The organism is Uliginosibacterium sangjuense, from assembly GCF_059132465.1.
On sequence record NZ_CP101132.1, the window covers coordinates 3,189,898 to 3,214,568 of the forward strand.

Genomic DNA, 24,671 nt, shown 5'->3' on the forward strand with positions numbered 1-24,671 from the left:
CCGTGCTACTTTGGTTGTATCCACCCATCAGGAGCGGCCGTGAAGAATGCAGAGACATTCCAGGTAGAGAGACGTGGGCTTGCCATCGGCATTTTGCTGATGCTTGGCCTCGGCCCCTGCAATGCACTGGCCCAGCCCAGCGACGAAGACGATCTCGCCAGCATCTATGGCGACAAGAACACGGTGTCCGTATCCACGGGCACCCCGCAGCCGTTGGCGCGTGCGCCATCGGTCGCCACCGTCATCACCGCCGCCGACATCGCCGCCATCGGCGCGCGCGACCTGGACGACGTACTGGCCCAGGTCCCCGGCCTGCATGTGTCGCGCTCCTTCACCGCGTACAACCCCATCTACACCTTCCGCGGCGTGCACACGCAGTACAACCCGCAGGTGCTGATGCTCATCAACGGCATCCCGATCACCAGCGTGTTCCTGGGCGACCGCGGAAACATCTGGGGCGGCATGCCGGCCTACAACATCGCGCGCATCGAAATCATCCGCGGCCCCGGCTCCGCCCTCTACGGCGCCGACGCGCTGATGGGCGTGATCAGCATCTACACCAAGACGCCGGAGGAGATGGAAGGCAGCAAGGTGATTGCCGACTACGGCAGCCACAACACCCGCAACCTGAGCCTGCTGCAAGGTGGCGAGCTGGGCGGCGTGAAGCTCGGGCTGTTCCTGCGCGTCGGCAGCACCGACGGCAACGACAAGACCATCGAGGACGATGCGCAGAGCGGACTCGACCAGAGCTTCGGCACCCAGGCCTCCTACGCGCCGGGCCCGCTCAATCTCCAGTACGACGCCGTCGACGCACAGCTCGACGCCCAGAGCGGCGACCTCACCCTGCGCGGCGCCTACAAGAAGCGCAGTGACATGGGCTCGGGCAGCGGTGTCGCCAATGCGCTGGACCCCAGCGGCTACAGCAGCACTGAACGCATCACGGCCGATCTCACCTGGCACAACGCCAAACTCGTGCGCGACTGGGACTTCACGCTGCAGACCAGTTACTTCCACCTGAATGAGAAGTCCGACCTGGTGCTCTACCCGCCCGGCGCCTTTGGCGGGAGCTTCCCCGACGGCATGCAGGGCGCCCCCTACAAATGGGAACGCCACTACAACTTCAATGGTTCCGCCTACTACACGGGTTTCGCCAATCACCGCCTGAGAATCGGCGCCGGCTACCAGAATCTCGACCTCTACCGGGTGGAGGAACGCAAGAACTTCAGCTTCCAGTACCTGCCCGGCGTGGGCAACGTGCCAGTGCCGCTGGGCAGCATGGTCGACGTGTCCTCCACCAACCCCTTCCTGTGGCCGCGCAAACGCGAAGTGAAGTACGCCTACCTGCAGGACGAATGGAATCTCGCGCGTGACTGGACCCTGACCGCCGGCCTGCGCTACGACCATTACTCGGATTTCGGCTCCACCACCAACCCGCGCGTGGCCCTGGTGTGGGACGCGGCCTACAACGTGACAACCAAGCTGATGTACGGTCGCGCCTTCCGTCCGCCCTCCTTCGTCGAGCTGTACAACATCAACAACCCGGTGAGCAACGGCAACCCGGACGTCAAGCCTGAGCAGTCGGACACCCTGGAGGCCGCTGTGAGCTGGCAGCCCAGCGCGGGCTGGCAATTGGGGGCCAACGTCTATAGCTACCGTCTGCGCGACATCCTGCGCTTCGTGCCGAACGCCGACCCCACCACCGGCAACACCGCGCAGAACAGCGGCAGCCTCAAGGGTCGGGGACTGGAGATGGAGGCCAGTTGGGACGCCTCGCGCCGCCTGCGCCTGGTCGGCAACATGGCCTTCCAGCACACCCGCGACCCCGCCACCGGGCAAGACCCCGGCAATGCGCCCGGCCAGCTCGCCTACCTGCGGGCGGACTGGCGCTTCGCCTCGGGCTGGACGCTGGTGCCCCAACTCAACTACGTGGCCGACCGTGCGCGCGAACCCGGCGACACGCGCCCGCCACTGGAGGACTACACCCTGGTCGACCTCGCCCTGCGCTACGACGGACCGCAACGCAACTGGTCCATCCTGTTCGCGGTACGCAATCTGTTCGATGCCGACGCGCGCGAACCCAGTCCGGCACCGGGCCTGATCCGCAACGACTTCCCGCTGCTGGGCCGCAACTTCCTCGTCCAGGGGAGCATCAGCTTCTAGGCTTCAGCACGCATGCGAGTCCGGGTTACCCCTTCACTGTCGCACACCGCGCGCTGCTGCCTGCCCTGGCTGGCCGCGCTGGGAGCCTTGTTGCCCGCGCCACCAGCCCTCGGCAACGGGCGTGAGTCGGCAGGCGAACGCGGCCTGGGGCATGGCGAGGGCAGTAGCCCGCGGCGCCCCGTGGCCTTGGCGAGCGACGCCCCGCGCACCCCACCCGCCCAGTTGCTGGCCGCCCTGGACCAGGACACCCCCACCCCACCCACGGCCCCCCAGTTCGCCGTGCTGGTGCCGGATATCGGTGAGCCCTACCGCAGTGTGTTCCGCCAGATCGTGGAAGGCATCGAAGACCGGGCGCGCGGCCGGGCGCTGGTGCTGCCCGTCAGCGATACGCTCAACACGCCGGAACTGGTGCGCGAGTTGCAGCGGCGCGAGATCCGCACCGTCCTCGCCCTCGGTCGCCAGGGCCTCAAGGCCGCCACCGGCCTGGACAAGGACTTCTCCGTGCTGACCGGCGCGGTACTGGGCGCGCCGGACGCCGAGAATCGCAACCTCAGTGTGCACAGTCTCACGCCCGACCCGGCCCTGCTGTTCGCCCGCCTGCGTCAGCTCGCGCCCGACACCCGCCGCGTCTTCGTCGTGATCGACCCGCGCCACAATGCCTGGCTCATACGCCTGGCGCGCGAGGCGGCCCGCCAGCAGGGGCTGGAACTGCAGGTCAGCGAAGCGGCCGACCTCAAGATGGCGGTACGCAGCTACCAGGACATCCTGGCCCAGATGAATCCGCGCAGCGATGCACTGTGGCTGGCACAAGACGCCACCACCGTCGACGACAGCACGGTCCTGCCCTTCCTGCTGCAGGAGTCATGGAACCGCTCCCTGCTGCTGTTCTCCAGCAGCCTCGCCCACGCCCGCCGCGGCGCCCTGTTCGCCCTCGCACCGGACAACGCGGAGATGGGGCGCAGCCTGGCCGCCGCCGCCCTGGGCAACAATGGTGCCCGCACCCAAGGCGGCATCCAGCCCCTGCGCCAGGTGCTGCTGGCGGTCAACGTGCGCACCGCCAACCACCTCGGGCTCGGCCCGCAACTGCGCGGCCTGCGCGTCGACCTCAGCTTCCCCAGCCCCTAGCCGGAATCATGGACCCACTGCGCAATCTCATCCTCAAGCACAGTTTCCGGCACCTGCTGACGCTGCTGACCGCGGTGGGCGTGTTCATGCTGTCCCTGCTGGCCTCGTTCGCCCTGTCCTGGCAGAGCAGCCTGCAGATGAAAGGCACCCTGCAGTCGCAGGGCATCCAGATCACCCAGCGCCTGGCCGAACAGAGCCGGCTGGCGTTGCTGTCCGGCTCGTCGGACAACGCCACGGCGGCGATCGACGCCACACTCAGCTTCCCCGACGTGGTGGCGGTGGAACTGATCGATGCCAATGGCAAGCGCCTGGTACGCCGCTTCAAGCAGGCCGACACCCAGTGGTCCAGCGGTGATGTGCCGCTAGCCGCACGCCACGACACGGCGGCCCTGCAGTACGAGACGGATGCGCACTGGTGCTTCGTCGCGCCGGTACGCACCGCTGGCGGCGAGCTGAGCCCCTTCGACGCGGCAGAGCGGGCCGACACCTACCTGGGCCAGGTGCGCGTGCTGCAGGACACCGCCACCCTGCGTCACCTGCGGGCCAGCCTGTTCCTCGCCAACTTCGCCTACTCGATGTTGTTCGCGGCCGTCTTCCTGGGTTTGCTGAGCCTGCTGGCGCGCCGCCTCACCGCCCCCCTGGCCAAGCTGTCGCACAACATGCTGCGGGCCGAGCGCGGCGAGCGCGACATCCAGGCCAGCGTGGAAGGCCCCACCGACATCGCCGACATGGCGCGCGCCTTCAACAGCATGATGGCGCAACTGGGCGAACGCGAAGCCGAGCTGATCCGCTCGCGCGACGAAGCCATGTCGCTGGCCCGGCTCAAATCGCAATTCGCCGCCACCGTCAGCCACGAGATCCGCACCCCGCTCAATGGCGTGATCGGCACCCTGGACCTGCTCGTCGGCTCGCGCCTCTCCGCCCGCCAGCGCCACTTCCTGGAGCTGGCCTGGGACTCGGCGCAGTACCTGCTGGACCTGATCAACAACATCCTCGACCTGAGCCGCCTTGAGGCCGGAGCCACCGGCCTCGAACGCAAGCCGCTGCGGTTGCGCGAGATGGTCGAGGGCGTGGTCGACACCCTCACCCCGCAGGCCCACCGCAAGGGCCTGGAGATCGGCTACGCGATCAGCCCCGACTGCGCGATCGAAGTCCTGGCCGACGGCCGCAAGCTGCGCCAGGTGCTGACCAACCTGGTGGCCAACGCGGTCAAGTTCACCGAGTTCGGCGAAATCTCGGTACGGGTGCGCACCCTCCGCCTGCCCGAGCGCAGCATGCTGCGCTTCGAGGTCACCGACAGCGGCCCCGGCATCCCCGCCGGTTATGCCGAGCGCATCTTCGAGTCCTTCGTCCAGGTCGATCCCCAGCCCAATCGCCAGAACCAGGGCAGCGGCCTCGGGCTGGCCATCAGCCGTCAGTTGATCGGCCTGATGGACGGGCACATCGGCGTCGAGACGCCGGAGGCCGGCGGCAGCCGCTTCTGGTTCGAGCTGCCAGTGGAGATCACCGCCGAAGCGATCCCGACCGTGTACGCCACACCGCTGAGTCGCCGCCTGCTGGTCATCGACGCCGCGACCATCGTGCGCGAATTCTTCGACAATGCCCTGCAGGCCCACGGCTGGCATACCGAGTGCGTGGCCGGCTTCGCCCAGGCCCTGCAGTTGCTGCAGCACGCCGGCATGGCGGGGGCGCCCTTCGACGCGGTGCTGGTCGACGGCCAGCTCGCGGCGACCGAGCCGGCACCGCTGGAGCAACTGCGCAAGCTGCTGCCGGCGACCACCCGCTGGTTGCTGATGACGCCCTTCATCCAGCGCTCGGACGCGGTACCCGACTTCATGACCAGCGTGCTCGGCAAGCCGCTGCGCCTGCATCGCCTGCGCGCCGCGCTCGACACCCTGTTCGATCCGCAGCAGAGCACACTCGACCTGCCGGCCACCACCCCGATCGCCAACAGCGGCCTGTTCAACGTGCTGGTGGTGGAAGACAACCGCACCAACCAGATCGTGGTGCGCAGCATGCTGAGCGGCCTGGGCGGCCACGCCACCGTCGCCGCCAACGGCGAGGAGGCCATCGAGGCCTTTGGCCGCGAGCGCTGGGATGCCATCCTCATGGACTGCTCGATGCCCGGCATGGATGGCTTCGAGGCCACCGCCCACATCCGCACGGCGGAGGCCCCGCAGGGCGGACGGGTGCCGATCATCGCGATGACCGCCAACACCAGCCTGGCCGATATCGAAAAGTGCCTGGCTGCGGGGATGGACGACCACCTGCCCAAGCCCTTCACGCAGGAAGAGCTGCGCACCGTGCTGCGCCGCTGGCTGCCGCCCCAGTTCCTGGCCGGCAACGGCCATGCAGTGGTCGGCGATGAGGGTGCGCTGGAAGATCACGGCGGGCACCCGCTGGACAGCAACGCGCTCAACCGCCTGCGCGACGCCCTCGGCGGTGCGCTGGGCGAAGCCATCACGCCCTTCCTCGAAGACATGCCCGAGCACCTGGCCGCGATCCGCCGCGCCATCCTCGTGCCCCACCCCGCCGACCTGCGCCATCACGCGCACACCCTGGCCGGCGCGGCCGGCAACCTCGGCGCGCTGCGCCTGCAGAACCTGGCCGAGCAGTTGCAGAGCGTGGCGCCGGACAGCGAGCGCCAGGGCGAACTGTTGCAGCAGACGCTGGCCGAGTTCGAGCGGGTCGAGAGCGCCTTGCGCCTGACCCTGTCCGACCTCGCCACCCCCACCACCGCCGTCGCCTCCGCCAGCAGTACGGTGCTGATCGCCGACGACGATCGCAGCACCCGCTCGGCGCTCCGCTATGCCCTGCAGCTCAAGGGCTACCAGGTGGTGGAGGCGGTCGACGGTGCTGCTGCACTGGCCCTGCTGGAGCGCAAGCAACCCGACGTGGTGCTGATGGACGCTATGATGCCCGGCATGGATGGCTTCGCCACCTGCGCCCGCATGAAGGAGTTGCCGCAGGCGCGCGACATCCCGGTCCTGATGATCACCGCGCTGGACGACCGCCACTCCATTGAGCAGGCCTATGCCGCTGGCGCCACCGACTACATCACCAAGCCGCTGCACCTGAACGCGGTGGTCCAGCGCGTGGGCCGCGCCATCGAGGCCTTGCACACCGAGCGCCATGTGCGCCACCTGGCCTACAACGACATCCTGACCGGCCTGCCTAACCGCGCCCTGTTCGGCGACCTGCTGCGCCAGCAGATCGACCGCGCACGCCAGACCCATACGGCGGTAGCGGTGCTGTTCCTCGACCTGGACCGCTTCAAGTTCGTCAACGATTCGCTCGGCCACGAGTCCGGTGACAAGCTGCTCAAGGCCGTGGCCGGGCGCCTGCGCCAGTGCGTGCGCGTCAGCGACCATGTGGCGCGCCTGGGCGGTGACGAGTTCACCGTGGTACTGGAGGAATTGGCCAGTACGCCGGCCGCGGCCGCCGCCGCCGAGAAGATCGCCAAGGCCCTGGCCGAGCCCTTCCATATCGAGGGCCATGACGTCTTCATCTCGGCCAGCATCGGCATCTCGCTGTTCCCGCGCGACGGCGAGGACGTGTCCACCCTGCTGCGTCACGCCGACACCGCGATGTACGAGGCCAAGCGGGCCAATCGCGGCTACCAGTTCTACGAACCCGGCATGGAAGTGTCGGTGAGCGAGCACCTGTTGCTGGAAGGCGCACTGCGCCGCGCGCTGGAGCGCGGCGAGCTGTCGCTGCACTACCAGCCGGAGATCCGGGCCGACGATGGCGAGCTGTGCGGGGCCGAAGCCCTGCTGCGTTGGCAACACCCGACGCGCGGCTCGGTGTCGCCGGCCGAATTCATTCCCCTTGCCGAAGAGACCGGCCTGATCAACCCGATCGGCGACTGGGTGCTGCGCGAGGCCTGCCAGCAGTGGAAACAATGGCAGGCCCACACCCGCCCGGAGGCGCGGCTGTCGATCAACCTGTCGGGCAAGCAGTTGCTGGGGCAGGACTTTGCCGCACGCGTCGAGACCATCCTGCTCGAGACCGGGCTGGCCCCGCAGCGCCTGGTGTTCGAGATCACCGAGAGCGTGTGGATGGAGCAGGCAACGGAGGGCCTGTCCACCCTGCACCGCCTCAAGAACCTGGGCATCCGCCTGGCCATCGACGACTTCGGCACGGGCTATTCCTCGCTCAGCTACCTCAAGCGCCTGCCGGTCGACATCCTCAAGATCGACCGTGCCTTCGTGCGCGACATCGCGCACAGCCAGGCCGACCGCGCCATCGTGCAGGGCATCATGGCCCTGGCCCACAGCCTGGGCCTGGAAGTCATCGCCGAGGGGGTGGAACACGAGGCCCAGCACGCGGTGCTGGTCGAGCTGGGGTGCGACCACCTGCAGGGCTACCTGTTCAGCCGCCCGGTCGACGGCCCGGCCTTCTCGCAGCACGTCCTGCAGGTCGCCAGCAAGGCCTGACCCCGTCTCCACCCCAAGCTGGTGCGCCGCAACAAGCCTGCAACTCGTCCCAGGCATTAATGCAGGGCATGATTCGGCCACGCGGCTGATTTATGGTGCATCCGGGGTAGTGCACGCATCTTGCTAGACCTGACCCGACCCCAAACCCTGAGCGGAGTCCCTCGTGTCCATCCACGTCAAGCTGAACCACGTCACCCACTACCGCTACGACCGCCTGGTCGGCCTGTCCCCGCAGGTGGTGCGCCTGCGCCCCGCGCCCCACTGCCGCACGCCCATCCTGGCCTATTCCCAACGCGTCACGCCGGGCGAGCATTTCATCAACTGGCAGCAGGACCCCCAGGGCAACTACCTGGCGCGCCTGGTGTTTCCCGAGAAGACACGCGAATTCAAGGTCGAGATCGACCTCGTGGCGGAACTCTCCGTCATCAATCCCTTCGACTTCTTCCTCGAGCCCTACGCCGAGAAATTCCCCTTCAACTACACCGAGGAACAGTTGCGCGAGCTTGCGCCCTACCTCGTCAAGCTACCCGGCACGCCGCTGTTCACCGAATTCCTCAACGGCGTGAATCTCGATCCGGTGGGCAGCGTGGACTTCCTGGTGGCCCTGAATCAGAAGGTTCAGCATGCCGTCGGCTATACCATCCGCATGGAACCTGGCGTGCAGACGCCGGAAGACACGCTGAAGAAGGCCACCGGCTCCTGCCGTGACTCCGGCTGGCTGCTGGTGCAGTTGCTGCGCCACCTGGGCCTGGCCGCGCGCTTCGTCTCGGGCTACCTGATCCAGCTCACGCCCGACGTGAAGTCGCTCGACGGCCCCAGCGGCCCGGCGGCGGACTTCACCGACCTGCACGCCTGGTGCGAGGTCTTCCTGCCCGGTGCCGGCTGGATCGGCCTCGACCCGACCTCCGGCCTGTTCGCCGGCGAAGGCCACATCCCGCTCGCATGCACCCCCGAGCCCTCCTCCGCCGCGCCGGTGTTCGGCTACGCGGACGAATGCGAGAGCGAGTTCGAGCACCACATGAAGGTGGAGCGCGTGTGGGAAGCGCCGCGCGTGACCAAGCCCTATTCCGAGGCGCAGTGGACCAGCATCGAAGCGCTGGGCCACCTGATCGACGGCGATCTGCAACGTCATGACGTTCGCCTGACCATGGGCGGCGAGCCCACCTTCGTGTCGGTCGACGACCGCGACGGTGCGGAATGGAACACCGAAGCCATGGGGCCAAAGAAGCGCCTGCTCGGCGCCGACCTGCTCTACCGACTGAAGGAGAAGTACGCGCCGCAGGGCCTGCTGCATTTCGGCCAGGGCAAGTGGTACCCCGGCGAGCAACTGCCGCGCTGGTCGCTGACCTGCTTCTGGCGCAAGGACGGCCAGCCCATGTGGAGCGACGTGGAGCTCTACGCCGACGAGCACAAGGACTACGGCGTCACCGAGGAGACCGCCGCCAGCTTCCTCGTCGAACTGGCGCAGAGCCTGGGGCTGGACCCCAAGTACGTCTTCCCGGCCTACGAGGATGTCTGGTACTACCTGTGGCGCGAGCGCAAGCTGCCGATCAACGTCGACCCCTTCAACGCAAAGCTCGACGATCCGCTGGAGCGCGAACGCCTGCGCAAGGTATTCCACCAGGGTCTGGACAAGGTGATCGGCTGCGTGCTGCCGATCGCACGCAACTACGTCGGCGACTCGCGCTGGCAGAGCGGCCCCTGGTTCCTGCGCGCCGAGCGTTGCTACCTGATCCCCGGCGACTCACCCCTGGGCTATCGCCTGCCGCTGGACTCCCAGCCCTGGGTCGGCAAGAGCGACTATCCGTGGATCCATCCGCCCGAGCAGAGCGAGGTCTTCCCGCCTCTGCCGGCCTACTCGGCGATCCGTCGCCTGTTCCAGACGCCCGGCACCACCGAGGCCGAGCGCATGGCGCTGTTCGAGGGCAAGGGCAAGCGCGAGGTCCCCCCGCACATCCGCGAGCTGCTGGACCGCGAACACCGCCCGGCCCTGGGCCAGTCCGCCAGTTGGGTCACCCGCACCGCGATGTGCGTGGAACCGCGAGACGGGCGCCTCTACGTCTTCATGCCACCCACTTCGGCGCTGGAAGACTACCTGGAGATCGTCACCGCCGTCGAAGCGGTGGCCGCGAAGCTCGCCGTGCCGGTAATCCTGGAAGGCTACGAGCCGCCCAAGGACCCGCGCCTGCAGAGCTTCCGCATCACCCCCGACCCTGGCGTGGTGGAGGTGAACATCCACCCCTCGCGTAGTTGGGACGAACTGGTCGAGCGCACCACCCACCTCTACGAGCAGGCCCATCTGTCGCGTCTGACCACCGAGAAGTTCATGCTCGACGGGCGCCACACCGGCACCGGGGGCGGCAACCACTTCGTGATCGGCGGCGAGACGCCACAGGACTCGCCCTTCCTGCGCCGGCCGGACCTGCTGAGGAGCCTGATCGCCTATTGGCACAACCACCCCTCGCTGTCCTACCTGTTCTCGGGCATGTTCATCGGCCCCACCTCGCAGGCGCCGCGCATCGACGAAGCACGCAACGACTCCGTCTACGAGATGGAGATCGCGATGCGGCAGATTCCCGAGCCGGGCGGTCAGACGCCCCCGTGGCTGATCGACCGCATCCTGCGCAACCTGCTGATCGACGCCAGCGGCAACACCCACCGCAGCGAGTTCTGCATCGACAAGCTCTACTCCCCCGACGGCCCCACTGGCCGCCTCGGTCTGCTGGAGCTGCGCGCTTTCGAGATGCCGCCACATGCGCAGATGAGCCTCACCCAGCAATTGCTGCTGCGTGCGCTGATCGCCCGCTTCTGGCAGCACCCGTACGCGCCAGAAAAACTCACCCGCTGGGGCACCGAGCTGCATGACCGATTCATGCTGCCCTACTTCGTGCAGCAGGACCTGAGCGACGTGATGACCGAGATGCGCGACTTCGGCTACCCGCTGCAAACCGACTGGTTCGCCCCGCACCTGGAATTCCGCTTCCCCAAGTACGGCGAGTTCGCCTCGCGCGGCGCCCACATCGAACTGCGCGCCGCGCTGGAGCCCTGGCATGTGATGGGCGAAGAGGGCGCGGTCGGCGGCACGGTACGCTACGTCGACTCCTCGGTCGAGCGCCTGCAGGTACATGTGCAGGGGCTGGCCTCCGACCGCTACGTGCTCGCCTGCAACGGCCGCGCCGTGCCCTTGGCGCCGACCGGCAAGGTCGGCGAGTTCGTGGCGGGCGTGCGCTACAAGGCCTGGGCGCCACCGTCTGCGCTGCACCCGACCATCCCCACCCACAACCCGCTGGTGTTCGACCTCGTGGATACCTGGATGGACCGCTCCATGGGCGGCTGCACCTACTACGTGGCCCACCCGGGCGGGCGCAATTTCGAGGTCTACCCGATCAACGCCTACGAGGCCGAGGGGCGCCGCCTGGCGCGCTTCGCCCAGATGGGGCACACGCCGGGCAAGATCAGCGTGGAGCGGGAAGCGCTCAACCCCAACTTCCCCTTCACCCTGGACCTGCGGCGCGGCTGACCCCGGCGGACGGGCGCTGTAGCGGACTGCGCCAAGCAGTGCGTCGCACCCGTCCTGGCCTCACCGCCGGGCTGCCCGACCCGCATCCACGACCATGCGACTGCACTTTCATCTCTGCCGCGCCCTCCTCCTCAGCATGGCGCTGCCATCAGCACCGCTCCATGCCGCCTCCCCCACGCTCACCGTGATCACGCACAGCGTGGGCGGCCAGGCCGCGCAACGGGAAGATGGCCTCCACGGCATCCCAGCGGGCGGCTCACGCGCCTTCTACATCGAGTTGGTGCGCGCCCTGCAAGCCGAACTGAAGCGCCCGGGCCCGATCACGGAGGTCCCCTTCGCCCGTGGCCTGCGCATGGTGCAGAGTGAGCCCGGCGCCGTCTTCTTCAACCTGATCCGCACGCCGGACCGCGAACAGACCGTGCAATGGGTAGGCCCGATTTCACGCCAGACCGATTATCTGTACGTGCGCGCCGGACATGAGGCCGACATACGCACACTGGCGGATGTACGTGATCGCCCCATCTGCGTGCTGGCCGGCAGCGTGCATGAGCAGGCGGCGCGCAGCGCCGGCTTCCAGCAGGTGCACACCACCAGCGCCTACGCCAACTGCTTCCGCATGCTGGTCGCCGGGCACGTCGAGCTGACCGCCTCCGCCAGCGACACGATCGGCCAGAAACTGCGCGAGGCCGAACTCAAGCCCGCCTCGATCCGCCAGACCCCCGTTGTCCTCAGCCGCACCGACGGCTACATCGCTTTTTCACCCGATGTCGCTGCGACGGAGGTCAAGCGCTGGCGCAAGGCCCTGCGTACCCTGCAGAAGAACGGCCACTACGAAGCGCTGCGCGAACGCTACGCAGCGCCGCAGCCGTGAGCACAGCGGACCTGGACTACACTCCAGCACTCGGATGCGTCCGGCAACGCATCCCCCACCCAGTCAGGAGACCGCAGATGGCCGGATACATCGAGGGCGCATTGATCACCGGGGAACGGATCATCCATATCGGGCGCGTGAGCCTGTGGTCGCAAGCCCACCTGATCGCACTGGGCATCCTGCTGCTGCCCCTCTTCGGCCTCGGCCTGCTGTGCTGGCTGTGGGTCTATGTGCAGTACAAGACCACCGAACTGGCTTTCACCAACAAACGAGTGATCGCCAAGTTCGGCTTCATCCGCCGCAGCACCATCGAACTGAACATCAACAAGGTCGAGAGCATCCAGGTCGACCAGAGCGTGCTGGGGCGCATCTGCGATTTCGGCACCCTCATCATCTCCGGCGCCGGTGCGCCGCAGGCACCCATTCCCGGCATCGCGCAGCCACTGGCCTTCCGCCGTGCCTTCATGGAAGCGCAGGAACAGACCGACGCCCGAGCCTGAGCGGCATGCTGACCCGCACGCAATACATCCTGGGCCGCCGCCGCATCCGGCGCGTGCTCGACTATCTCGAACAGCATCTGGATGACGACCGCATCGCCCTGAGAGACCTGGCAGAAGTCGCCAACCTGTCGCGCTACCACTTCCAGCGCATCTATCTGCAAAAGGTCGGCGAGACACCGATGAGCACGTTGCGCCGCCTGCGCCTGGCACGGGCGCACCAGGCGCTGCTGGCCGGCACCGCCTACTCGGTCACCGATCTCGCGGTACAGGCCGGCTACGGCTCTGTCGCCGCCTTCTCGCGCGCCTTCTCCCGCACCTTCGCCTGCGCCCCGAGCGAAGTGCAGCCGCTGGCCAGCCCGCCTGCCGCACTGGATGTCGTGCACTTGCCGGCGCTGCCGGTATGGCGCCTGCCGTTCAGCGGCCCGGCTGCCGAAGTCTTCCCGGCCGGCGACGAAATGTCGTGGCTGGTGGCGCGCAGCGGCGCGCGGGCCTGGCGCCACTGGGTGGTCCATCCCGACGGCTGGGTCGACCCGGTGCGCTGGCCCACGACCTGGGTCCGCATGTGGCATTGCGTGCCACGCGCCGGACAGCCACCGCAGGTGCCCGGCACCGAACTGGGCGCGTTGCCTGCGGGCCGCTATGCCCGCGTCCGTTGCGTCGGCGCGACGCCAATCGAAGTGCCCGCGCTGGTGGCCCGCGTGCGCGACGAGACGCCCTGGCGCGTCATCGAAGGTCCGATGCTGCGCCACTTCCCCAGCGTGCCCGACTACACCCCACCGAGCGAGCGCTGCTCGCTGCTGTTCCTTCCCCTGGCCCCCTGAAGGGCACGCCCCGCAAACAGCAATCACGATCAAACGCCGCCCGCCCGGCTGGCTTAGCGTCTCCCGACTGCCCCGCGAGGGCGGCACCCGACCATCACGGAGAGACGCATGCCCCGCTTCCTGTTCGCTGCACTGCTGTCCAGCCTCGCCATCGGCGCGACGGCTGCCCCCAACACCTACGTCATCGACCCCACGCACAGTGCCAGCCGCTTCGGCTACGACCACCTGGGCTGGACCTGGCAGGAGCACCGCTTCGACCAGACCAACGGCCGCATCACGCTGGACCAGGCCGCCCGTAGCGGCAGCGTGGAGGTGAGCATCGACGCACGCAGCATCAACACCGGCTACCCGCTGTTCAACAGCCAGTTGCAGGCCGAGGATTTCTTCGACACGGCACGCTACCCCCACATCCTGTACCGCTCCACCCAGGTACGCTTCGAGGGCGAGCGGCCGGTCGCCGTGGACGGCGAACTGACGATCAAGGGCGTCACCCGACCCGTGACCCTCACCTTGAACAGTTTCGTGGCTGGCCCGCACCCGGTGCAGAAAAAGCGCGAGGCCCTTGGGGCCAATGCCACGGCCAGGGTCAAGCGCTCCGAATTCGGCCTGAGCAAGCAAATCCCGATCGTGGCTGACGAAGTCAGCCTGTCCTTCACCGTGCAGGCCTTCAAGGAGTAAAGGGGCTGCCTCCCTTGCCCGCGACCGCGCCGGCGGCCAGCGGGCTTTTTTTCACCCGCCGCCGGTGCGCAGACGACGCACGGTGTCATCGTCATCGCCAACCGCCGCGTTGTGTGCGACGGGAGCGCCACGCGCGCTTCCCCTCTCTCACACACAGGAGAAGTACGACATGAAGAAAATGACACTCGCTGTCATGCTGATCACGAGCCTGGGCTCCGGTGCGGCACTCGCGCAACAGTCCTACGCGGCCAAGCCCTACATCGGAGGCGGCGTCGGCGCGGCCTTCTCGGAGGTCGCCCGCGACTTCGGCGACGAGTTCTATTCACGTGTCGGTAGCAGCGACGAATCGGCCACTGGCTACAAGCTCTATGGCGGCGTGCTGTGGGGCAACTGGGGGGTCGAGATCGGCTACTACGACTTCGGCAGCTACACGGTGGAAGGCGGTGCCAACAACAGCGTCAGCGACAAGTTCGGCACCACCGCCTACGCCATCTCGGCAGTGGGCTCGTGGCCGGTCAGCCGCGTCGTCACCCTCACCGGCAAGCTGGGCATCGCCCCCGCCAAGACCAAGTACGAATGCCTGCGCGGCTGCGCTGGCATCTCCGGCACCGAAAAGAGCTCCACCGGCGTGCTGTTCTCCTTCGGCGTGGGCTGGAATGTCAGCCCCAACGTGATGCTCACCGCCTCGCTGGACGCGCTGGGCGGCGTCAAGGCGGTCGGCTACTCCGGCCCGAACCGACCGGAAGAAGGGACTTACGGCTACAGCACGCTGTCGGTGGGCGTCGAAGCACGCTTCTGATCGTCGCGCCCCGGCCTTCCGGAACGCCCTGCGGACAGCCCGCCCCGGCGGGCTGTCCGCCTTTCAACCCACGCTCACTTCACGCTGAAGTTGGTCCACTGCACCGTCACGCTGCCCGAGCCGCTGGCCGTGTGGTAGGCGCCGAGCTTGGTGTAGAGCTTGGTCCAGCCAGGTTTCTTGATGCTCTTGCACTTGCTGCCATTGATGTAGGACGTGCTGGTCTGGCTGTCGACGCTGTAGACCAGCTTGATCTTGGCCGTGCCCCCCACCGCCAGCTTGGGCAGATTGCAATAGCGGTCGCTGCTGGTATCGCCGGTACTGCGCTGCACCTCGTAGAAATAGCCCTGCTCGTCGATCGCCAACTGGCTGATCGGGTTGCCCCCGGTCTCCGAGAAGGTCTGCGCGATGCTGGTCTTGCCGCCCGACAGCTTGATCAGCTTGACCGTCCCTTCCAGCGTGTGGGTTCCGCTGGTATAGGTCTTGAAGCGGAACTCGGCGCGGCTGGAAGACTTGTTGACCACCGCGAAGATCGGCGAATCCGCGGTGGGGTCGCTGCCGGTGCTGATGCTGCCGCCATTGCGGATGTCGGTGTTCTGGGCATCAGTGGAGGCCTGGGCCGGCCCCGCCAGCAGAAGTGCAGAAGCCGCCAGGGCGGCGTGTACAGCCAATAGCTTGCCGTTCATTTGTCTCATCCTTGGTGTGGTTTTTTGATGGATCCGGCCGGATTGGGACGGCCGGGCGAGGCACGTCGCCGCCATGCCGGCGACGCCCGGGCCTCTCGCCTATTGTTGGTGACGACAAGGCGCAAACCCATAAAGGTAAACGATTACCCGGCAGTCATCCTTCACGCTTCCCGGCCATGAGCCCCCTCCCGCACCGCCCTTCGCGCACTCCGGCAGGCCGCTTCGCAGCCGGCTCTGCGCAATATTGCGTATCGTGCGCCGGGCGCACGAACCGTACATTTCCCTTTCCGCTAAGCTTGGGGGTGATACGCCCCCCGATGCCCGACCCCAGAACGGCCGAGATGCCGCATGAGCCTGCTGCGCACCTACCCCCCGAGCTCCGATCGTTACGATGAACTGATTGCCCAGGACGGCAAGGTGCGCGCGCACTGGAAGCCTCTGCTGGATCACGTGAACTGGCTCGGGCCGCGCGCCATGCATGAAGCACGCGACGCCGTGCAGCGCCAGATTGCCGAGAACGGGGTCACCTACAACGTCTACGCCGACCCGCGCGGCGCCGACCGCCCGTGGGACCTGGACCTGCTGCCCAACATCCTGCCCGAGGAGGAGTGGCAGACCATCGCCACCGCCGTGCGCCAGCGCGCCGGCCTGCTCAACGCGGTACTGGCCGATCTCTACGGCCCGCAGCGCCTGATCGCCGACAGCCAACTGCCGGCCAGCCTGATCCACGCCCATCCGGGTTTCCTGCGTCCCTGCCATGGCGTGCAGGTGCCCGGCGGCATCCACCTGCATCTCTACGCGGCCGACCTGGCGCGCTCGCCAGACGGCAACTGGTGGGTGGTGTCGGACCGCACCCAGGCCCCCTCCGGCGCCGGCTACGCGCTGGAGAACCGCAGCATCATCGGCAGCCAGTTCCCGGATCTCCTGCGCAGCCTGCGGGTGCAGCCCATCGCGAACTTCTTCCAGGTCCTGCGTGATGCCCTGGCCTACTGGGCGCCGCGCGACGACGAGGCTCCGCTGATCGTGCTGCTGACCCCGGGCTCGCTCAACGAAACCTACTTCGAGCACGCCTACCTGGCCCGCCACATGGGCATCCCCCTGGTCGAGGGGCAGGATCTCACGGTGCGCGAGGGTGGCGTGTTCCTCAAGACCCTGTCGGGCCTGCGTCGCGTGCACGCCATCTTGCGCCGCGTCGACGACGTCTGGTGCGACCCGCTGGAACTGCGCGCCGACTCTGCCCTGGGCATCCCCGGCCTGCTCGACGTGGCGCGGCGCGGCGGCGTGCTGGTCGCCAACGCGCTGGGCAGCGGCCTCATCGAATCCGGCGCCCTGCTCGGCTTCCTGCCGGCGATCTGCGAACACCTGCTGGGCGAGACGCTGCTGATGCCCTCGGTGGCCACCTGGTGGTGCGGCGAGGAGCAGGCTTGCGAGGAAGTGACAGACCGCCTGCCGAATCTGGTCGTCAAATCGGCCTACGGCCCCAGCTCGGAGGGCCCGCATTTCGGCGGCGACCTCGACAAGACCCAGCGCGAGGCCCTGCTCGACGCGTTGAAACGACACGCACGCGACTACGTGGGGCAGGAGATCGTGCGCCTGTCGCGCCTGCCGGTGTGGTCGCACCGCAGCACCACGCTGGAGCCACGCCTGACCATCCTGCGCGTCTACGCCGCGGCCACCCCCAATGGATATGTGGTGATGCCGGGGGGGCTGACACGCGTGGCCAATCCCAACGACCAGCGCGTGGTCACCATCCAGCGCGGCGGCGGCAGCAAGGACACCTGGGTACTCGGCAGCGCGCAGGAAGAACTGCCCCTCAGCCTGCCCGCCGCTCCCTACCCGGCCATCGTCACCGAGCACGACCACGGCTCGCTGGCCAGCCGCACCGGCGAGAACATGTTCTGGCTCGCCCGCTACGCCGAGCGCAGCGACTGCATCCTGCGACTGCTGCGCTGCGGCCTGCGCCAGCAACTATCTGCCGACGACGGCGAATGGGCGCAACTGCTGGCTGCAGGCCAGCGTACCCACAGCATCCCGCGCGTGGCCCTGGTCATGAGCCCGCAGGCTACGCTGCTGGCTGCCCTGCGCGAGAGCGAACACGGTACCGGCGCGATCGCCAACCTGCGCCAGGTGTTGCGCCTCGCGCGCGGTTTGCGCGACCGCCTGGCACCGGACAGTTGGCGCATCTACAACCGCATGGAACGCCTTGTGAATGCCTGGCAGCGTGGCCCGCACACCCTGTCCGACGCGCTCGAATTCCTCGACCAGACGCTGATGCTGCTGATCACCCTGTCCGGCTACAGCATGGAACACATGACGCGCGATGCCGGCTGGCGCTTCCAGTCGCTGGGGCGGCGTATCGAGCGCATGCAGTTCCTCGCCCTTGCGCTGCAGGAAATGCTGGTCCCCCAGCCCCCCCAGGCTCCGGCGCTGAACAGCCTGATCGACATTTCCGACACGGTGCTGACTTATCGCCGCCGCTACCAGCGCGCCCCCGAGCACGGCCCGGTGGCGGAGCTGCTGCTGGCCGACCACGACAACCCGCGCGCCTTCGTCTACCAGGTCCAGTCCCTGCTGGACCACCTGCAGCAACTGCCGGGCGACCTGCCGCCAAGCAGTTGGGACGCTTTGCTGGCCGTCGCCAAGGCGCTCAGCGGGCCACGCGCCGAGGACTGGGTGGCCGGGGCCAGCCAGATGCGTGCCCTGCGCAGCCTGCTGGAGCAGGCCTGGCAAGCCGGCAACACCCTCGGCAACGCGCTGCAGAACCGTTTCTTCAGCCACGTTACCCAGCGTGCCACCATGAGCTGACATGCGTCTGTCGATTACCCACCTGACCCGCTACCACTATTCGCAGACCGTCGGCCACAGCAGCCAGATCGCCCACCTGCGCCCGCGCGATCTGCCAACCCAGCGCTGCCTGTCGCACAGCCTGCAGATCTCGCCGGCCACCGACCGCCTGCTCGACGACCGGGACTACTTCGGCAACCCCATCACCCGGTTTGAACTGTGCAGCCCGCATGACACCCTGGTGGTCAAGGCCCACAGCGAGGTGGACCTGATCCGCGAGACCGGCGCCCTGCCGGACTCCCCGCCGTGGGAGAACGTGCAGCGGCATTTCGCCGCACCGCAATGGGGCATGAGCAGCGACAGCGAAGCCGACGAATTCCTGTACGCCTCGCCCTACATCCCGCTGGCGCAGACCCTGCGTGATTTCGCCGAGCCCGACTTCCCCTCGGGTCGACCGTTGCTGGAGGCCTGCGATTCGCTGATGAGGCGCATCCACGACACCTTCGAGTACGACCCCGAAGCCACCCACGTCGCCACCCCGCTGGCCGAGGTGCTGCTGATCCGCCGCGGCGTCTGCCAGGACTTCGCCCACCTCATGATCGGCTGCCTGCGCGCCATGGGGCTGCCGGCGCGATACCTCTCCGGCTACTTGCTGACCGACCCGCCGCCCGGTCAGCCGCGGCTGGAGGGCGCCGACGCCTCCCATGCCTGGGTCGCCGTCTACGTGCCGGAACTGGGGTGGACCGAGTTCGACCCCACCAATGCGCTGCGCCCCGGCAACCACCACATCACCGTCGCCTGGGGACGCGATTTCGGCGACGTATCGCCCCTGCGCGGCGTCATCCTGGGCGGCGGCAGCCACCAGATCGACGTGGAGGTCACCGTGCGCCCGCATGTCGAAGCCCCCCCCGCCGTGGCGCGCGCCGCCGGGCGCTGAGCCCACACAGGATCGGCGCCCCTCAAGCCTAGCCCCCGCCAAGCCGTCAACCTGCAGACGAGGCACGGACGCAGCGCCGCTGCGGCACACCGTCGCCCATTTCCCCACAGGTCATCGACACCGGGAGCACCCCATGAACCTGACCGTCAAGACGCGCCTAATCGCGCTGCTCGGCATCGCTTGCCTGGCCCTCGCCATTCTCTCGGCCTACGCCCTGTGGCAACTGCATCGCCTGTCCAGCCAGATGGCCGACAGCAACGCCGAGTTGCTGGCCGCTCAACAGATGAGCGTGGAACTTGGTACCGCCGCCACGGCCTTCAAAACCCAGGTGCAGGAGTGGAAGAACATCCTGATCCGCGGTAACGATGCGGCGGCCCACGAACGCCACCTCAAAGGTTTCACCCTGGAGGAACAGCGTACGCGCGAGGCCCTCGAAGCCCTGACCAAGAACCTGCAGGCACACGCCGTCGACACCGCCATCGTCACCAAGACCCTGGCCGCCCACCGCCAATTGGGCGAAGACTATCGTGCGGCCCTCAAGGATTTCGACGCCACCGATCCCGAGACCGGCAAGAAGGTCGATGTCGCGGTACGCGGCAAGGATCGCCCGCTGAGCCAGGCCATGGACGAACTCAGTGCCGAGGTCAGCAAACTTACCCAGACCCGCTCGACAGAGCACGTCGCACAAGGCGTCGCCGTGGCGGCCAGTGCCAGCGCCTGGATGATAGGCGGCAGCCTGTTCCTGCTCGCCCTGCTCGCCGCTTGTGGTTGGTGGATCGCCCGCTCGATCATCATCCCCATCCGCCGCCTGGAGCACACCGCGACGGAAATCGAAGCGCAACGCGATCTGGCCCGCCGCGTAGGGCTCACTGGTAGCGACGAGATCAGCCAGGCAGGACGCGCCTTCGATGCCATGCTGGCCCGTTTCCAGACCCTCGTCGGCGACATTCACTCCCGCTCGGGCACCGTCGCCCGTCAGTCCGACGCCATCGCCTCCGCCCTCAACCAACTGGGCAGCGCAGCTGACAGCCAGGCCGACGCCACCACCACCGTGTCTTCCGCCATCGAGGAGTTGAGTGTCAGCATCAACCAGGTGGACGAGGCCGCACGCGAAGCCCGTGCCTTGGTCGAACGCACCCTTGGCTCAGCACGCAGCAGCCGCGCCACAGTGCAAGACAGCACCCGCCGCCTGCAGGACGTCGCTCAGCGCGTCAGCAGCACCGCCGCCTCGCTGGAGGAGCTGGGGCAGCGCTCCAGCGCAATTTCCGGCATCGTGCAGACCGTCAAGGACATCGCCGACCAGACCAACCTGCTGGCCCTCAACGCAGCCATCGAAGCCGCCCGCGCCGGCGAACAGGGGCGCGGCTTCGCAGTGGTCGCCGATGAAGTACGCAAGCTGGCCGAGAAAACCACCGGCTCCACCGAAGAGATCGCCAACCTGATCCGCCTGATCCAGGACAGCGCCAGCGACGCCATCCGCGACGTGCGCGAACTCTCCGGTGGCTTCGCCGAGCAGGTGCACAGCGCCGAACAAGTGGATGGTGCGATCGTCGACATTGAAGAGGCCGTCGGCCAAGTGAGTCAGGTCTCCACCCGCATCAGCGATGCGCTGGGCGAACAATCCAGCGCCAGCCAACTCATCTCGCAGCAGATCGAACGCATCGCCCAAATGAGCGACGAATCGCACCAGGCCCTCAACCAAGTCAGCAAGGGCACCCAACAACTGGACGCGGCCTCGCAAGAACTGGCCGCTCAAGCCGCCACCTTCCGTGTGTGAGGCCGGCACGCCCCATAGCGGGGCGTGGTCGGCCCTATTCAGGGCACTCCAATCCGTAACAAGAACGACTTGCATTTAGCCAAAACCGGGCACACAATAACAATCATTCTTATTTGTGTTTTGGCAAGATCATGATCGTTTGCGTCTGTCACCGCGTCAGCGACCGCCATATCCAGCAAGCCATCCAGAACGGCGCCGACTCCGTCGACGCCCTCAGCGTGGAGCTGGGCGCCTGCACTGGCTGTGGATGTTGCCGGGAGAGTTGCCAGGAACTGATCGACCAACACATCGCCCTCGGTAGTCTGCCGATAGCCGCCTGAGCGCGGCGTTGTACCGGCGCACTTCGCACGCACTACCTGGCGCGGGCTTTGCTATGCTTGTGTGATAACCAAGCACAAGGAGCCCCCATGAAAGGCGACCCCCAAGTCATTGCCCACCTCAACGCCCAGCTCAAGAACGAGCTCACAGCGATCAACCAGTATTTCCTCCACGCCCGCATCTATCGCCACTGGGGCCTCTCCAAACTGGGCAAGAAGGAGTACGAGGAATCCATCGGTGAGATGAAACACGCCGATCACCTGATCGAGCGCATCCTCACCCTGGACGGCCTGCCCAACCTTCAGGATCTGGGCAAACTGCTGATCGGCGAGACCACTCCCGAGATGCTGGCCTGCGACCTCAAGCTTGAACAAGGCGCACAGCAAACCATCAAGGACGGCATCGCACACTGCGAGGCCGTGCGCGACTACGTGTCGCGCGACCTGCTGCAGGACATCCTGGACGACACCGAGGAACACATCGACTGGCTGGAGACGCAGATCGAACTGATCGACAAGGTCGGCCTGCAGAACTACCTGCAGTCGATGATGGAAGCCCCGTCCTAAGCCCCCCACGGGGCCTCGCGCCCCGCCAGTCCCCTCCCCTGCCGCCCCTTCCGCCGCGAAGGGGCGTGTCATTCAGCCCCTGCACGCTCCCCCCACTCCCGCCTGGTACCGGGCACAGTCTCTCGCCTGCAAGCAAACCGCCACGAAACTGTCACGCCCACTCTCTACATTGCCGGGATTTAACCAGCCGGAGCGCTCCCGCATGAATGTGCTGATGATCTCGGATGTGTATTTCCCGCGCATCAATGGCGTCTCCACCTCGATCGAAACCTTCCGCCGCGACCTGCACGCGCTTGGCACCCGCAGCACCCTGATCGCACCGGACTATCCCGCCGACACCACCTCCAGCGCCGATATCCTGCGCATCCCCTCGCGGCGTGTCCCACTCGACCCCGAGGACCGCCTGATGCAGCGAGGCGCCATCCTGCGCTGGCTGCGCACCGTGCCGCCTGGGCGCTACGACCTGGTCCACATCCAGACCCCCTTCCTCGCCCACTACATGGGGCTGCGCATCGCCCGCAGCCTGAACATCCCGGTCGTCGCGACCTATCACACCTACTTCGAGGAGTACCTGCACCACTACGTACCCTTCGCCCCGCGGGCATGGATGCGTGCGCTGGCTCGGCGCTTCTCGCGCGGGCAATGCAACGCGCTGGACGCGGTCGTGGTGCCCTCCAGCGCAATGCGGGACACCTTGCTCGACTACGGCGTGCAGAGCCCCCTGCACATCCTGCCCACCGGCCTGCCCGAGGAACGCTTCAATGGCGGCGACGGCGACTGCTTCCGCGCCCACCACCAGATCCCGGCAGATCGGCCCCTGCTGTTGTTCGTCGGCCGGGTCGCCTTTGAAAAGAACATCGACTTCCTGCTGCGGGTCGTCGAACGGGTACGTGTAGAAGTGCCCGACGTCCTGTTGCTGGTAACCGGCGAAGGTCCGGCCCTGGATGATCTGCGCAAGCAGACCGCGCAACGCGGACTGGACGAGCATGTGCGCTACCTCGGCTACCTCGACCGCAACCGCGAACTTGCCGACTGCTATCGCGCGGCAGATCTGTTCGTGTTTGCCTCACGCACCGAGACGCAAGGTCTGGTGCTGCTGGAAGCCATGGCCCTGGGCACACCGGTACTGGCGCTGGCCGAAATGGGAACACGTGACATTCTGATCGGCGCCCAAGGCGCCGAGATTGCCCCCGATGACGAGGCCCGTTTCGCCGCCCAGGCCGTCTCCCTGCTCAAGGACCGCGCACGCCTCGCCCGCATGGCAAGCGCCGCGCGCGAGGACGCACGGGCCTGGAGCGCGCGCAGCATGGCGCAGCGCCTGGATGGGCTGTATCGGGAAGTGTGTGCCCGCCATGCCGGACAACGCGATCCGCAGGCCTTGCCGGCCGCGGCCACATCCAGCCCGGACTCGGGCCTTACTTGATCACGCGCAGGTGGGCACCGCGCCCGCCCGCGGGCGAGGGTTCGGGCGGCGGCTCATCGACGGGGTCGGCCAACTCGGATCCGGGCTCCATGACATCCTCGTCATCCGCCGCCTGCCCGGCCCCCATCGGCAGCGCCATCCCCGCCCCCTCGCTGCCCAGTTCGAAGGCCATGCCTTGCCCGTTCTCGCGCGCATAGATTGCCGCCACGCGCGAGACCGGCACGTACAGCGAATGGGCCACCCCGCCAAAACGCGCCTGGCAGGAGATCGCATCGTTCGAGATCGCCAGTTGGTGCGTAGCGTAAGGCGCGATGTTGAGCACGATCTGGCCATCGCGCACGAAGGCCGTGGGCACCCGCGTATTCTCATCGACCGCGACCACGATATAGGGCGTGAACCCCCCATCCACGCACCAGTCGAACAGTGCACGGATGAGGTAGGGCTTGGTGGACGCAGGCTGGCTCATGAGACGAGGAACGCGAAGAGGACGAGGCGGGATGACAGGGAAGGCAAAAGCAAAAAACCCTCCATGCGCCATCCGCCTGCACGCATGCCGGCTGGCACCGTGCCAGCCGGGAGCGGATCAACGACGCATGGCGCGTTCGGAAGGCGTCAGGGCATCAATGAAGCCCTGGCGGGAGAAGATACGCTCGGCGTACTTCATCAACGGAGCGGCCGTCTTGGGCAACTCGATCGCATAGTGCTCGAGACGCCACAGCAACGGCGCGATGGCCACGTCCAGCATCGAGAACTCTTCGCCCAGCATGTACTTCTGCTTGGTGAACATGGGCGCCAGTTGCATCAACTGGTCACGCACGTGGGCGCGGGTCTTCTCGACACCTTTCTGGTTCTTCTCCAGGGCCTCGATATGCGAGAACAGCTCGTTCTCCAGCGTATGCAGGAGCTGACGCGCACGCGCACGCATGATCGGGTCGGGCGGCATCAGTTGCGGATGCGGGAAGCGTTCATCAATGTACTCATTGATGATGTTGGCCTCGTACAGCACCAGGTCGCGATCGACCAGCACCGGCACCCGGTTGTACGGATTGATGACGGCGATGTCCTCCGGTTTGTTGAACAGATCGACATCGATCACCTGAAAGTCCATGCCCTTTTCGAAGAGCACAATCCGGCAACGGTGGGAAAACGGGTCCGTCGTACCGGAATACAGATTCATCATCGCGGAATTACTCCAGGAATACTCAGTGTCGCGCACGATGCGACGCGCGGGCAGCGCCTCGGGCTCGCGGCGGGATAACAACATCATTTCGGC

18 protein-coding genes are annotated in these 24,671 nt (G+C 67.2%); 15 read left to right on the forward strand and 3 right to left on the reverse strand.

Features of this window, described 5'->3' with window-relative positions; all coding sequences use genetic code 11:
* Positions 1 to 99: 99 nt before the first annotated feature.
* The 9 genes from NMB43_RS14670 to NMB43_RS14710 all read left to right on the forward strand — a co-directional run bounded on the left by NMB43_RS14670 (position 100) and on the right by NMB43_RS14710 (position 14,910).
* Positions 100 to 2,160, forward strand: coding sequence for a TonB-dependent receptor plug domain-containing protein (locus NMB43_RS14670; protein ID WP_494348904.1), 2,061 nt, complete (start codon positions 100 to 102; stop codon positions 2,158 to 2,160).
* 12 nt (positions 2,161 to 2,172) lie between these two features.
* A complete protein-coding gene (locus tag NMB43_RS14675) occupies positions 2,173 to 3,285 on the forward strand; it encodes a hypothetical protein (RefSeq protein ID WP_494348905.1) in 1,113 nt (370 codons plus the stop codon).
* 8 nt (positions 3,286 to 3,293) lie between these two features.
* A complete protein-coding gene (locus NMB43_RS14680) occupies positions 3,294 to 7,721 on the forward strand; it encodes an EAL domain-containing protein (protein WP_494348906.1) in 4,428 nt (1,475 codons plus the stop codon).
* Positions 7,722 to 7,884: 163 nt separating this feature from the next.
* Positions 7,885 to 11,241, forward strand: coding sequence for a transglutaminase family protein (locus NMB43_RS14685; RefSeq protein WP_494348907.1), 3,357 nt, complete (start codon positions 7,885 to 7,887; stop codon positions 11,239 to 11,241).
* Between the two features lie 136 nt (positions 11,242 to 11,377).
* Complete coding sequence (locus tag NMB43_RS14690) at positions 11,378 to 12,112, forward strand: substrate-binding periplasmic protein (protein WP_494348908.1); 735 nt, start codon at positions 11,378 to 11,380, stop codon at positions 12,110 to 12,112.
* A 77-nt stretch (positions 12,113 to 12,189) separates the two neighbouring features.
* Positions 12,190 to 12,612, forward strand: a complete 423-nt coding sequence (locus tag NMB43_RS14695; RefSeq protein WP_494348909.1) for a PH domain-containing protein — start codon at positions 12,190 to 12,192, stop codon at positions 12,610 to 12,612.
* Between the two features lie 5 nt (positions 12,613 to 12,617).
* Positions 12,618 to 13,433, forward strand: coding sequence for a helix-turn-helix domain-containing protein (locus NMB43_RS14700; protein ID WP_494348910.1), 816 nt, complete (start codon positions 12,618 to 12,620; stop codon positions 13,431 to 13,433).
* A 108-nt stretch (positions 13,434 to 13,541) separates the two neighbouring features.
* Positions 13,542 to 14,111 (forward strand): YceI family protein, encoded by a 570-nt coding sequence (locus NMB43_RS14705; RefSeq protein WP_494348911.1) that lies wholly within the window; start codon positions 13,542 to 13,544, stop codon positions 14,109 to 14,111.
* A gap of 169 nt (positions 14,112 to 14,280) precedes the next feature.
* Positions 14,281 to 14,910, forward strand: coding sequence for a porin family protein (locus NMB43_RS14710; RefSeq protein ID WP_494348912.1), 630 nt, complete (start codon positions 14,281 to 14,283; stop codon positions 14,908 to 14,910).
* 74 nt (positions 14,911 to 14,984) lie between these two features.
* On the opposite strand, the gene NMB43_RS14715 is transcribed toward NMB43_RS14710, so the two are convergent.
* Positions 14,985 to 15,593, reverse strand: a complete 609-nt coding sequence (locus tag NMB43_RS14715; RefSeq protein ID WP_494348913.1) for a hypothetical protein — start codon at positions 15,591 to 15,593, stop codon at positions 14,985 to 14,987.
* A gap of 348 nt (positions 15,594 to 15,941) precedes the next feature.
* On the opposite strand from NMB43_RS14715, the gene NMB43_RS14720 reads away from it, so the two are divergent.
* The 6 genes from NMB43_RS14720 to NMB43_RS14745 all read left to right on the forward strand — a co-directional run bounded on the left by NMB43_RS14720 (position 15,942) and on the right by NMB43_RS14745 (position 23,398).
* Positions 15,942 to 18,398, forward strand: coding sequence for a circularly permuted type 2 ATP-grasp protein (locus tag NMB43_RS14720; protein ID WP_494348914.1), 2,457 nt, complete (start codon positions 15,942 to 15,944; stop codon positions 18,396 to 18,398).
* Between the two features lies 1 nt (position 18,399).
* A complete protein-coding gene (locus tag NMB43_RS14725; protein WP_494348915.1) occupies positions 18,400 to 19,314 on the forward strand; it encodes a transglutaminase family protein in 915 nt (304 codons plus the stop codon).
* Positions 19,315 to 19,447: 133 nt separating this feature from the next.
* The gene (locus tag NMB43_RS14730) at positions 19,448 to 21,091 is read left to right on the forward strand and encodes a methyl-accepting chemotaxis protein (RefSeq protein ID WP_494348916.1); all 1,644 of its coding nucleotides are present in this window, start codon (positions 19,448 to 19,450) and stop codon (positions 21,089 to 21,091) included.
* A 131-nt stretch (positions 21,092 to 21,222) separates the two neighbouring features.
* Positions 21,223 to 21,411 (forward strand): (2Fe-2S)-binding protein, encoded by a 189-nt coding sequence (locus tag NMB43_RS14735; RefSeq protein ID WP_494348917.1) that lies wholly within the window; start codon positions 21,223 to 21,225, stop codon positions 21,409 to 21,411.
* An 87-nt stretch (positions 21,412 to 21,498) separates the two neighbouring features.
* The gene (gene bfr / locus NMB43_RS14740) at positions 21,499 to 21,975 is read left to right on the forward strand and encodes a bacterioferritin (RefSeq protein ID WP_494348918.1); all 477 of its coding nucleotides are present in this window, start codon (positions 21,499 to 21,501) and stop codon (positions 21,973 to 21,975) included.
* Positions 21,976 to 22,177: 202 nt separating this feature from the next.
* On the forward strand, positions 22,178 to 23,398 hold the full coding sequence (locus NMB43_RS14745; RefSeq protein WP_494348919.1) for a glycosyltransferase: 1,221 nt from the start codon (positions 22,178 to 22,180) through the stop codon (positions 23,396 to 23,398).
* Here NMB43_RS14745 and NMB43_RS14750 read toward each other — a convergent pair.
* Together NMB43_RS14750 and NMB43_RS14755 are read right to left on the reverse strand one after the other, a co-directional pair.
* Entirely contained in the window at positions 23,391 to 23,864 is a 474-nt protein-coding gene (locus NMB43_RS14750) for a ClpXP protease specificity-enhancing factor (protein WP_494348920.1), read from the reverse strand. The genes NMB43_RS14745 and NMB43_RS14750 overlap by 8 nt on opposite strands.
* Before the next feature lie 117 nt (positions 23,865 to 23,981).
* Positions 23,982 to 24,578: a glutathione S-transferase N-terminal domain-containing protein gene (locus tag NMB43_RS14755; protein ID WP_494352156.1), complete on the reverse strand. Its 597-nt coding sequence runs from the start codon at positions 24,576 to 24,578 to the stop codon at positions 23,982 to 23,984.
* Between the last annotated feature and the right edge of the window lie 93 nt (positions 24,579 to 24,671).